The sequence below is a fragment of the Pseudoalteromonas sp. SaAl2 genome, from assembly GCF_052947895.1.
The window spans coordinates 3,202,197-3,215,517 of the sequence record NZ_CM129605.1 but is presented as its reverse complement, the minus strand read 5'-3'; the positions used below and the strand labels follow the sequence as shown (position 1 = coordinate 3,215,517).

The 13,321-nt window shown below is 37.5% G+C and carries 4 protein-coding genes and 1 pseudogene; 4 read left to right on the top strand and 1 reads right to left on the bottom strand.

Translation table 11 applies throughout. The annotated features are described in order from the left end of the window. Positions 1-2 precede the first annotated feature (2 nt). A complete protein-coding gene (glnA, locus tag ACU8V8_RS15160) occupies positions 3-1,409 on the bottom strand; it encodes a glutamate--ammonia ligase (RefSeq protein ID WP_446888047.1) in 1,407 nt (468 codons plus the stop codon). A gap of 505 nt (positions 1,410-1,914) precedes the next feature. Between glnA and typA the strand changes: the two are divergent. The 4 genes and pseudogenes from typA to ACU8V8_RS15140 all read left to right on the top strand — a co-directional run bounded on the left by typA (position 1,915) and on the right by ACU8V8_RS15140 (position 13,224). Continuing rightward, a pseudogene (gene typA, locus ACU8V8_RS15155) lies at positions 1,915-3,737 on the top strand (translational GTPase TypA). 641 nt (positions 3,738-4,378) lie between these two features. Continuing rightward, positions 4,379-6,526: a winged helix-turn-helix domain-containing protein gene (locus tag ACU8V8_RS15150; protein ID WP_446888046.1), complete on the top strand. Its 2,148-nt coding sequence runs from the start codon at positions 4,379-4,381 to the stop codon at positions 6,524-6,526. A 770-nt stretch (positions 6,527-7,296) separates the two neighbouring features. Further along, the gene (locus ACU8V8_RS15145; RefSeq protein ID WP_446888045.1) at positions 7,297-10,056 is read left to right on the top strand and encodes a collagenase; all 2,760 of its coding nucleotides are present in this window, start codon (positions 7,297-7,299) and stop codon (positions 10,054-10,056) included. A gap of 939 nt (positions 10,057-10,995) precedes the next feature. Then, the gene (locus tag ACU8V8_RS15140; protein ID WP_446888044.1) at positions 10,996-13,224 is read left to right on the top strand and encodes a fibronectin type III domain-containing protein; all 2,229 of its coding nucleotides are present in this window, start codon (positions 10,996-10,998) and stop codon (positions 13,222-13,224) included. Positions 13,225-13,321 lie beyond the last annotated feature (97 nt).

The following is a 13,321-nucleotide window of genomic DNA, read 5'->3' as shown; positions in this document are numbered from 1 at the left end:
TATTAAACGCTGTAGTACATTTCAAACTCAACAGGGTGAGTTGTCATGTTAAGCTTTTCAACTTCTTGAGACTTAAGCGAGATATAAGCATCGATTAGGTCGTCAGTGAATACACCACCTTGAGTTAAGAACTCACGATCAGCATCAAGTGCTGCTAGTGCTTCGTCTAGTGATGCTGCAACTGTTGGAATTTCAGCGGCTTCTTCTGCTGGTAAATCGTATAAATCTTTATCCATTGCATCGCCAGGGTGGATCTTGTTTTTGATACCGTCAAGGCCAGCCATAAGCATCGAAGCAAATGCAAGGTAAGGGTTCGCAGTTGGATCTGGGAAGCGAACTTCGATACGACGACCTTTTTCAGATGGTACTACTGGAATACGGATTGAAGCAGAACGGTTACGTGCTGAGTATGCAAGCATTACTGGTGCTTCAAAGCCTGGTACTAAACGTTTGTACGAGTTAGTTGACGCATTAGCAAATGCATTGATTGCTTTAGCATGCTTGATGATACCACCAATGTAATAAAGTGCATCTTCAGAAAGACCGCCGTACTTGTCGCCTGCGAATAAGTTAACACCGTCTTTAGCTAAAGACTGGTGACAGTGCATACCAGAACCGTTATCACCAACGATTGGCTTAGGCATAAACGTCGCTGTTTTTCCATATAAGTGAGCCATGTTGTGAATAACATATTTCATTTCTTGGATTTCATCTGCTTTTAATACCATGGTATTGAAGCGAGTAGCGATTTCGTTTTGACCTGCGGTTGCAACTTCGTGATGATGTGCTTCAACAACTTGACCTAGTTCTTCAAGAACTAAACACGTTGCTGAACGCCAATCTTGTGAAGAATCAACTGGTGAACATGGGAAATAACCACCTTTAACACCTGGACGGTGACCTGTATTACCGCCTTCGTATTCTTTATCTGAGTTCCATGACGCTTCTTCTGCATCAATTTTATACATAGAGCCAGACATATCTGATTTGTATTTAACATCATCAAATAGGAAGAACTCTGGCTCTGGACCAAATAATACAGTATCAGCGATACCTGTTGAACGCATATATTCTTCAGCGCGTTTCGCAACAGAGCGAGGATCACGTTCATAACCTTGCAATGTAGAAGGCTCTACCACGTCACAACGTACGATTAGTGTTGTTTCTTCTGTGAAAGGGTCAAGTTTTACTGATTCAGGAACTGGCATTAATACCATGTCCGATTCGTTAATGCCTTTCCAGCCCGCGATTGAAGAACCGTCGAACATCTTACCGTCTTCAAAAAAGTCTTCATCAACTTGGTGATGAGGAATAGAAACATGTTGTTCTTTACCTTTTGTATCAGTAAAGCGTAAATCAATGAACTTGACGTCATTTTCTTTAATAAAATCTAAAACCGATTGTGACATGTGTCCTCCAACTGTTGGGTTTTATTATTGCTGCATAATTGCTTTTGTTCTCTAGCAAGCTGATTCTGTGCCATGTTTGTAACTAGCTGTTTGCACTGTTAAAAAATATAAGCAAAGTAAATAAGTATACATTAAAGCACCATTTTGGTGCGAAGTATTTTCATATTGGTGCAATCTTTACAGGTTTCATTTAGCTGATATTTTAAACGCTCAAATCAGCATAACCCAATTGCAAAATAGTGCCAAAAATATCCTCAAAATAGCTCAAAAATTGATTTTAAGAAAATAAATGAAATTTAATTCATTTAATTGTCATATATAAAACAGATACTTAGTAAAAGTATTGAGAAAGTTTTCAAATTTATATTGGATAAACTTTCATCCATGTCATTAATGAGGGATAATATGCGCCCTTTTAAATCCTATGCTGGGACATCTGGTGAAAACGCAGATGAGTGCGTAGATCTTGCAGGATCAATGAGAATAAACTTCTCTGAGTAAATATATGAGCATCGAACAGTTAAGAAATATAGCGATTATCGCGCACGTTGACCATGGTAAAACAACTTTGGTTGACAAACTACTTGAGCAATCAGGTACATTAGAAACACGCGGCGGTAACGAAGAGCGCGTGATGGACTCAAACGACATTGAGAAAGAACGTGGTATTACCATTTTAGCTAAAAACACAGCTATTTCTTGGAAAGACTACCATATCAATATCGTAGATACCCCGGGACACGCCGATTTCGGTGGTGAAGTTGAACGCGTACTTTCGATGGCTGACTCAGTATTACTACTTGTTGATGCTCAAGAAGGTCCAATGCCGCAAACGCGTTTCGTAACGCAAAAGCATTCGCGCAAGGCTTAAAGCCAATCGTTGTTATCAATAAAATTGATAAGCCAGGCGCTCGTCCAGATTGGGTTATGGATCAAATTTTTGATTTATTCGACAACCTTGGCGCTACTGACGAACAGTTAGACTTTAAAGTAATCTACGCATCAGCTATCAACGGTTGGGCAACATTAGATTTAGACGAACCATCAGACAACATGGAACCTATGTTCAAGATGATCGTTGACGAAGTATCACCGCCGGATGCAGATCCTGAAGGTGACTTCCAAATGCAGATTTCACAGCTTGATTACAACTCTTATAAAGGTGTAATTGGTATTGGTCGTATCAAACGAGGTTCTGTTGCGCCTAACCAACAAGTTACGGTTATTAGTGCTGACGGCACCACTCGTAACGGTAAAATTGGTTCAGTACAAAGTTACCTAGGTCTTGAGCGTATCGAAACTGATAAAGCTTTCGCTGGTAACATCGTAACGGTAACTGGTCTTGGCGAGCTTAAGATTTCAGATACGCTTTGTTGTCCTAACAACGTTGAAGCGTTACCACCGCTAAGCGTTGATGAACCTACAGTAACGATGACGTTCTCTGTAAATAACTCTCCTTTCTGTGGTAAAGAAGGTAAGTTTGTAACATCACGTAATATCCGTGAGCGTTTAGACAAAGAACTAGTACACAACGTAGCACTTCGCGTTGCAGATACTGATAACCCAGATAGCTTCCGTGTTTCTGGTCGTGGTGAATTACACCTAGGTATCTTAATCGAGAACATGCGTCGTGAAGGTTACGAGCTAGCAGTATCTCGTCCAGAAGTAATCTTACGTACTGTTGATGGCGTGTTAGAAGAACCATATGAAACACTAACAATTGACTGTCAAGAAGAGCACCAGGGTTCTATCATGGAACAAATTGGTCTTCGTAAGGGTGAGCTAACTGATATGGCGCCAGATGGTAAAGGCCGTATGCGTATGGACTTTATGATCCCAAGCCGTGGTTTAATCGGTTTCCAAACTGAGTTCATGACGTTAACATCAGGTTCTGGTTTACTTTACCATACGTTCGATCACTACGGTCCGCACAAAGGTGGCGAACTAGGTGTTCGTAAGAACGGTGTAATGATTGCAAACGCAACAGGTAAAGCACTTACTAACGCATTATTTAACTTACAAGAGCGCGGCCGTTTATTCATCGGTCATGGTGTTGAAGTTTATGAAGGTATGGTTATCGGTATTCATAGCCGTGATAACGACCTTACAGTGAACGCCCTTAAAGGTAAGCAACTTACTAACGTTCGTGCATCTGGTACAGATGAAGCACAAACATTAACACCAGCACTTAACTATTCACTTGAGCAAGCGCTTGAGTTTATTGCTGATGATGAGTTAGTAGAAGTTACACCTGAGAACATTCGTATTCGTAAACGTCATTTGACTGAAAATGAGCGTAAACGTGCGGGTCGTGCTCCTAAGTCATAATCTATTAATTTAGAACAATGATTTTAAAAGCCGCTGTATTGCAAAATACAGCGGCTTTTTTGTGGATATTAGTTTACGAGGGGGTAAATAATTAAAGAGAAGAAGTGTTTAAGAGGCCATCGTTGCAATTAAGTATACGTATAGTTTATTGCACATTTCCTGCATTGTTATTAATGGGTCTAAATATCACTCGGAGCAAGTGGGTTAAGAAGTAATTTTTAGCGCAAATATGCAATAGGGTTAAGAAGTAATTTTTAGCGCAAATATGCAATAGGGTTAAGAAGTAATTTTTAGCGCAAATATGCAATAGGGTGAATGATGTACTTTTATTGGAAGCTAAAATATGAACAATACATCTAACTCAAGTAACTAATTAAATGCGAATATGTTGAATTAAGTCTTGCTGTGTAAATAAATTGGCCTTATTCCACCAGAAGAGATCCACAGTCGGCTGGCAATATTTATGATTTTAAATCAGTGTATTAATGTATCTATTAATCAGTAATCAGGCTTAATATCTTAAATTTAAGCAGCACGTTCGGTGGCTATTGTATAAGTGAAAGAAATATTACAGACACTAGTAAATATTGTGTTTTATGTATATTGTATACTATTTGTTAATTGTCTTAAGAAGTGCAGTAATGACTGACTTTCAGAAAACATTTCAGCTTGCAAATTTAACTGTTGAGCCTACCGTTGATCAATTAAGCTGTAATGGCAGGTCTATCGAGATTCAATCTATGGCTATGAAGATACTATGTTATCTTGCTAGCCGAGTAGAGCAACTAGTTACAAGGGATGACTTAAGAAAATATGTATGGAATAGCTCTGCAGTCAGTGATCATTCAATTAATAATCATATTTATAGTCTACGTCGTTCAATAGCTAAGCTAGATCCAGAGAAAAAATATATACATACAGTGACAGGTACAAATGGCAATGGATATAGGTTAAATGCTCTGATATATCAGAAAGAGATCAGCCTTCAACCTGAATTACTTGTCGATAATAATATAAGGAGTTTTAGGGTCGCGATTAACTGTCTTCGATTTAAAAACCGATACTCTAAATTTTACTTAGCTATAGTTATAATCGTTTCTTTAATATTACTCTCTAACCTTTATACGTATTTTATCCAGTCTGAGAAATATAGCTCAATCACTTTTGTCCTTACCAGTATAGGTAGGCTTCAAAGCCCTTCAATCAGTGATAATGGTAAAATATTACTCTACTCTAAACGCACAGCTCAAGATGAATCTTGGCAGTTGTATGCAAGCCATATTGATAATTTAGAGCGTGCCAGTAACGTTTTTAGTAGCTCGTTGAGCAATGATAATTTTGCTAGCATCTCTCCAGATCAATCAAGAATAGCATTTGTTAGGTATGAAGCTGATTCAATTGGTATATATCTAGCTGATTTTGATTCCGTAAAGTTAAAAGCAAAGAATGCGAAATTACACATCACACTACCTGATGCAAACTTATCTCCATCGATAAAATGGCTTAATAACCAACAATTTTTCTATAATATGAAAGAAGATGTAGCAGCCCCTTTAAAATTTTTTTTGTACGATAGCTTACAGGCTCAATCAGAGCAAATCAGCTCGCCTAGAATTAACACTCAAGGTGATTTATTTGCAGCCATATCACCAAATAAAAAGTGGTTGGCGGTAATGCGCTCTAATGCTGAAGAGGGCTATCAAATAAAGTTATATAATACTGTTAATAGAGAATTTGTTTCAATTGCTATTCCTACTCTCCAAATAAGATCCGGCTTTAGTTTTAGTGATAATAGTAAATCAATTTATTTTATTGATGATAAGGGGTATCTAGCAAGATATGACATTACTGCAGAGTATATGGTTAAAGTGGCAGATAAGCCATATGTGGGCTATTGGCCGATAAAAGTACCAGGAAGGCATGAAATAATCATGCAGCAAGATTGGCGGGATGGCTCAGGAGGCAGCCAGGTAGTCAAATACACTAACCCTTTAATCAGGAAAGGAGGCACTGCTGAAGTAATTGTTAAGGATAACTTGGCTATCCGCGCTATTGAAGAAGTTGGAAGTGGTAAGTTACTATTCGCGACTATAACACCAAAAAACAAAGTCCAGCTATGGCAGTATGAAAAAGGTGTTAAAGAGCGGTTTGTAGAGTTTAATGAAGCCTTAAAACATCAATCACCACTTAGCATAAGCTGGAAAAAAGATACCAATTCAGCTTTGTTATCTATTAATAGCACTTGCCGATTAATAAATACAAAAACAGGAAAAGGCACGCCTTTATGCCCCGATGGGGAAACGCTACATGGCGGACGATATTCTCGCTCTGGTCATGAGTTATATTTTACTACACCAAAAAGTAGTAACTCGGCTGTTATTAGAATGGGTGGGGCTGGATACCCATTTAAATGGGTGACTGCTATAGCTGATGCAAAGAGTGTTATGCAATCTTCAACTGGGGATTTTTACTATAGTAAAATAAGTAATAATAATATTTATCGTTATACTCCAAAAACAGAGAAGCATGTAAAAATCATCTCAAGAAACCGCCAAATTGTTAACAATGTCATAAATGACTTTGTGCTTTCTAGTAGTGGGATCTACTATTTAGATCGAGTTAGTAGGAACAAAAGCGCGGTGTTTTTTTATGGTTTCAAAGATAAAAAAATCCATAAATTAATACATAGCCAAAATATTTACCCTGCAATTGCTGTGAGCTCTGATGAGCAATACCTGTATCTTATTCAACCACACTATAGGAATAACCATTTATTAATTTTACGCTAAGCTGTGATGCCTTGTTTAAATCTACTTAACGGCTGTCTCAGGTTTTCGACTGCTGCTGTAGTCCTTGGTAATACAGTGATTATTGTTACTATTGACTACACTAATGTCAGCTGGATCTAGATAAAAACCGAGTAAATTTATTTGAGTCAGAAGTCATCTGCTTTTTAGGTTAGAAGAAACAGCCAAGGGTTTGGCCTTAGGTAAGTTAAAGGGTACTTAATGCTACTCATTACAATTGACTGAAGAAAAACTATAAATTTAAATAATCGTTAATTTAAAAAATTTATTTTTAGCTTGCCCGATTAACGCTTGCTCCCACCCAAGTATTAGCCAGAAAAATCAAGAAGGAATATTTATTGTACACTAAGTTATAAACTTCACACTTCGATATAGTTTCTAAAATGAATGAAAGCTCCTGAAAGATGGAGGGGGATTACGAGCTGAGCTGTATTAAGGTACATCATTTTCTATCATTTATTATCACTTGCTCTCTTTTTTTAACAACTTCATTTACATTTGTGCAACTGTTAGTTAGATTCGTTTTGTATATTGAATAAAGTATATCAATATCGTTCTGTGCAATACCTAATAGGATTGCAGTATTAATTTAATGAATTTTGGAAACTTAAAGTTATCAATTGTCAGATTAATTAAGATCGGTATATAAATTGTGAAACATAAGCTTAGAGATGTTTCTTCCAAAAAATAGAAAAGAATTTTACTGACACAGGAATGTCTTTATTCTTCACTTTCAATAAAGAGAAAAGTGTATGATTAAAACAATGAGTTTAACTGGGGGGATAGCTGTATTTTTGCTTTGCGGGGTTCAAAGTGCGTCAGCTGCAACAATAGATGAAGTATTCACTGAGATGTATCAGTGTAACTCGGTGAATCTTAGGGCACAAACAGGTATAACACAGCAGCAACTAAGAAATAGTTGTGATGAAATAGCAGAAACCGAAACGGATTTTTATAGTTTTTTCAATACGAATGCTAGCTCTCCACTTCCCAATGATAATAATACTACCTTAGATGTTTATATTTATTTATCGAGTGCGGAGTATAAAGCTAATGGTCAAGCGCACTTTGGAATAAACACTGATAATGGGGGAATGTACTTAGAGGGGACACCATCAAATTCGACAAATCAAGCGAAATTTATATCGCATATATGCGAAGACAGTTGGGTACCTTTTTCTTGTGCTTATACAGGGCAGGTATATAACCTACAACACGAATATGTACACTATTTAGATGGTCGTTTTAATGTCTCAGGTCCCTTTGGCACATTTACATATAATGCGGGCTTGACTGAAGGTTTAGCTGATTTTTTAGCTAATGGTACAAACTATACAAGAACGCTAAATAGCCTCTCTGGTAAAGAGATTCCGCCTTTGTACAATATTCTGAGTGCGGACTATAATCACCCTGATTTATATCAATGGGGTTATATGGCGATTCATTATATGAATGCAAACCATCGAAGTGATTATGACGATATAATTAATGCGCTTCGATCTGGGAGTACTGCAACTTATCAAGCAACCTTAAAAAATGTTTCAAACCGTATAGGCGATGGTTTTTCTGATTATGTGCAATCATTAACATCTGCTACGGCTATGAGCTATGTTGCACTTCCTGAAAATAATAACTTTGGCTCATGTAATTTGGAGCAAAGGTATATTCGATATGTGGACGATTCTTCTACATCTAATCTGTCAGTGCTAAATAATACTTCAGTCCCGCTAAGATTAATGTGGATTGATAATGTGACTGGAAATGCAGGAACACAAGAAATAGCATTATTAACTCAAGGTCAGCAATACAATAATAACTTTTGGCGTGAAAATGACCGCTTTATTATGATGAGCGAAAACCGTGAGTGTGTTGGAGTCGGTGTGGTTGGTCAAACCGCTAATTTTTCGATTGATCAGAATTTAGTGAATGCTGTAGTTCCTGATGTTTTACCTGAATCTAATGAAATTGGTTCATGTAGCTTAGAGAGACCTTATTTTAAAACTGATACAGCTACTAATGTACAAGTGACTAATAATTCAGATGAAGTTATGGAAGTTAGGTGGGTTAACTATGTAACAGGAGTTCGCTCAGATACTGTGTATGCAACACTTAATGTAGGTGAAAGTTATACAGGAACTACATGGCAGGCTGGTGATAGAATGGTGTTCGTTGATTCATTAAATAGCTGTAAAGGGGTGGTTTCTCTTACACCTGGTGAAAATGTATATTCAATAAATGGCAATATTCAGAATATTGCACCAACAGCTAACATTAATGGTACTTATAGTGGTATTGAAAACACAGCTATTAGCTTTAGTAGTGTTGGATCTATTGATAGTGATGGTTCGATAGATGTTTTTCGTTGGGATTTTGGTGATGGGTCTGTCAGTACAACAGCTAATCCTAGCCATGTTTATAGTGCGCAAGGAACATATAAGGTAAGCTTAACAGTTACTGATAACTTTGGAGCTGCGAGCACTGTAAGTACAACTGTAATTATTTCAGCTGGTAGTACAGCACCAGTTACCAATCTACCAAATACATGTGCCACCCAAAATGTGGTTACAAGAGGCAGCTTAACTGCTGGTAATGCAGTTTGTTTGGGCAATTCAGCAACGATTTGGCTTAGTATCGCTAATATTAGTGGCCATGACAGTGTAACAATTAGAACGGCACATGGTTCAGGTGATTTGAGTCTCAACTACGACAATACTGGTTGGCCTACAGGTACTAATCTTGATGATGGTATTTCGAACAATAATGGCAATAGTGAATGCATTCATGTAGTTGGAGGGGTTAACTACTGGGGTAATATCAAAGTTGTGGGCTCAAATGGTACAGCGTCTATTTTAGTTGAATTTGATACTGTGGGCTGTGGTATTAATGAGAGTGAAAATACAGCGCCGATTGCCAATGCAAATGGTGTATATACTGGTATCGTGAATGACATTATTACATTTAGTAGTGCTGGTTCATCAGATAATGAGGGGCCAATAGCTTCTTATAGCTGGAGTTTTGGTGACGGCGTAACCAGTACATTAATGAACCCAAGCCATAGCTATTCAGCTGCGGGTAACTACGATGTAGTGTTAACCGTAACTGATATAAATGGTCTTACAGGCACGGCAGTAACGACTGCTTTGATAGTAGCTAATCCAACAGACAATAATGTGGTTGATGCATGTGCTACAGAAAGCGCTATTTCAGGCTGGGTTGGTCACAATGATGATATTTGTGTGCCTAGTGGCTCAAGATCCAACGCTATCGCATATTACGGTATTAATATTCCTTCAGGTACAAATAAAGTAGTTATAAATACAGCATATGGAACAGGCAATGGAAATCTTTATTATAAGTCTACTGGTTGGGCTAATGAAAATAGTTACGACCAAAGGTCTGAAAACCCTGATAATGCAGAATCCATTACGATAAATAATCCTCGAGTAGGTTATCATTATTTTAGTGTCGTCGGTGAGCACAGTGGTATGTCTGTTAAATTTGATTTTGAATGATCTTACGCTTATCAGCACTAGGGTCACTGGAACCCTTTGCGCCTTTGATACATAGAGGTAAACCGGAGTAGTATATTGCTTTACAGGCAAGGAAGATCTGATGCGGCGCCCCTTCAAATAGGATGTAGGGGCGTTGCATAAATAATCAGTGCGCGTTGGTTTATAGCTCTTTATATTGCGATTAGCTTTTTGCCCAAAGAGGTTAAATACACTGATTAACCTTGCTCTATTCGTATCTTTTCTCAGGGACAACTTTGTAAATATACTGCTCTCATTAACTTACATGCCTCATTACGCGATTCAATTATTATTTGATTAAATAAATCTAGCTCCTAAGAAGTTAAACCTCTAAGTAGAACTCTTTGTATAGCTGAAAATTTAACTTGAACTGTGGATAGTAAATCTATCTCCAGCTGGAGACTAAAAGTTTCGTTATTTAATATCAATTAATTAGTGCATCTATTAACCAGAGGTTAGGTGAATTTAAATCAATACATAGTAAACGTTTTAGACTGACTACGGTGGAGGTTGTGTGTAGTGAAGTCCAGCGCTTATTTGATATAAGCTCTTTTTTAGTTAATTGGTGGAGTAAAACATTGTGTTCACTTTTACTTTTTGGAATTTCTATGTAGATTTATTTCATAATTATGTTGAGTAAGAAAAAAACTTAGCCTTGTTTAGTAATTCATGTTCGTTATGTTTTTTAAAGTTTACCATTTTATATCATTTGCTATCATTGTTTATCACAAGATTACTTAACGCATTGATTTATATTGTTTTTATTTTTTCCTTCTTATTGTGTATTTGCATTTTTCTTATGCTTGATTGTATATTTTATGTAAGTTAGTTTTTAAAACTCAATTGTAAATAAAGCGTGAATTTTGTGTTTATTTTGAAGTTGAAACATAAAACAGTTAACTAACTTAGAGTGGTGAAAAAATGAAACGACCCCCATTAAAGCTAGCGAAAAGCCTGATAGGTTCTTTGCTATTCATCTCATATTATACTTCAAGTGCTGAATTACCTGATATGTGCGCAACTCAAGGGGTATCAACCTCTATAAGTGATGGATCTCCTATTTGTATCAGTGATGATGGTGTTGCATATTTAAGTATTGCAGGAGCAAGCGATTATAACAGTATAGCTATTAGTACTGCGCACGGTACTGGCGATCTTAACTTATATGTGGATCAAGGCCGTTGGCCTAATACCAGCACAAATAGCTCAGCTTATAGCTCATTAACAGATGGCTCGAATAAGGAATGTGTAATTATACGAAACCCGAGCCAGCATTGGTTGATGGTGGCTGTGTCTGGGGAGCGAAGTAACGCCTCTCTTGCGGTTGATTTTGGTGCTACAACGTGCCGCAGTAACGACGAACTCCCTGATAGTGGGGATAACATCGGTACTTTAGTCTCTCCTAGTAATTTAAGCGCTACAGCTAATGGGACTTCGATTAACTTACATTGGCGTGATAATTCAAGTAATGAGAATAGCTTTGAGATTCAACGATCAAGCGCAGGCTCATCTTGGCAAGTAATATCAACCGTGGGTGAGGATACCACAACTTATACAGATACAGACTTAGCTGAAAATACAACCTATTATTATACTATGTTTGCTCAAAACAGCACGAATAGATCGGGTTGGAGTAACACCGCAAGTGCTCAAACAAGTCAGTCTGGTACTACAGACCCTGAGCCAAATCCAGACCCCAATTTAGGTGTGTTAGCGGATGTTTGCGCTATTGAAGGCCCAACATCTATAGCCTCATTACAAGATGGTGTTCCTGTGTGCGTACCTGCATCATCAAATAAATTTGGGTTTAGTGTTTCTACATTTAATCAAAATGTGACAAGCATTGCATTTAGCACCGCTCATGGATTAGGTAATGTGACATTAGCTGCGCGTTCAAATGGTTGGCCAGCCGCTGGCGATGATAGTATTAGGTCATCACATGTAGGCAATACTGAGTGTGTTATTTTAACACAACCAGCAAATGGCTGGAATAATGTTAGTTTAGAAGGGCTATTTAAAGGAGTAAGTGTTGTTGCTGATTTCAATGCAACTAATTGTCGCGTCACTCCAGGGTTAGTAGATCCAGGTAATGATGGATACGATTATGAGAGTGTTCATGTCTTAGTTTATCCAATTAGATTTCCTGACCAAGATTTAGAGTTTAGTACTGCTCAAATTAATGCTGAAATGCAAAAAACTAAAGAATACTTTACTGAGCAATCATACGGTAATTTCAATGTCACGTGGGAAATTAAGTCAAAAATAACAATGCCTCATAACCATGATTATTATAATTACGATAAGTCTAAGTGGGGGGTAGGTTATAAAGAAGAGCTAATTAATGCTGGTATAGATCCTAATTTTCCAGGTGAAGGCACGATCATTATGGTAACAGCACCGCCTGTAGGTACAGAAGCTAGCTATTTTATTAACTCTCAAGCAAGTCCGCCTTTAATGGAAATCTATACATATAAAGCTGGCACTATTGCCCATGAGGCGGGTCATGCATTGGGTTTGCATCACTCAATGTCTATCGAGGGGGGGAGCAGTACATTAAATGGAAATAGTAATGACACAGTTACTAATTACGGGAATGTATTTGGCTTAATGGGAATGGGTGCTCACTCTTTAGAAGAAATGAACTTAATGTATAAAGGGTATTTTAAAAATTGGATTACAGAATCTGATGTACCCACTGTCACAACTTCAGGAAAGTATAGAATATATGCTTTTGATCATGGCACCAGCAATGGCCATAATGCGCCTGGCCCGATAGGCCTAAAAATAAAGTCAGGGGATGGAGATAAAACATATTGGGTAGAATATAGAACCACACAAAATGGTGAAACAAATACACCTCCAGAGTCTCAATTACGTACTCCTTTATTGCAAAGTGGTATTCTTATAAATCTACAAAACTACATGGATGAAAACGCGGCTCCTTGGTATAACCATAACTCATTATTGTTGGATGCAACTCCAAACTCTCGAAGTTCTGGTTGGTCGTTAGAGGACTTTAATGATTCACCATTACTTCTGAACCAAACGTTTATAGATCCTTGGAATGGCTTTAGTATTTATCCAGTTGAGGTTGGTGGTACATTAGGCACTGCAAACGCTTGGATTGATGTTCAAGTTACTATTTACTAATACGAGCTTAGAAGAAATACACATTCTTAATGTGTATTTCTTTGTTGCTTAATAGTTAATGTGACGACTACTATTTATAAAATTTAGAGTTTTACAG

Bases quoted from the DNA above. Each gene is read 5' to 3' on its own strand.
- ACU8V8_RS15145 (WP_446888045.1), top strand. From the start codon at position 7,297: ATGATTAAAACAATGAGTTTAACTGGGGGGATAGCTGTATTTTTGCTT.
- glnA (WP_446888047.1), bottom strand. From the start codon at position 1,409: ATGTCACAATCGGTTTTAGATTTTATTAAAGAAAATGACGTCAAGTTC.
- ACU8V8_RS15150 (WP_446888046.1), top strand. From the start codon at position 4,379: ATGACTGACTTTCAGAAAACATTTCAGCTTGCAAATTTAACTGTTGAG.
- ACU8V8_RS15140 (WP_446888044.1), top strand. From the start codon at position 10,996: ATGAAACGACCCCCATTAAAGCTAGCGAAAAGCCTGATAGGTTCTTTG.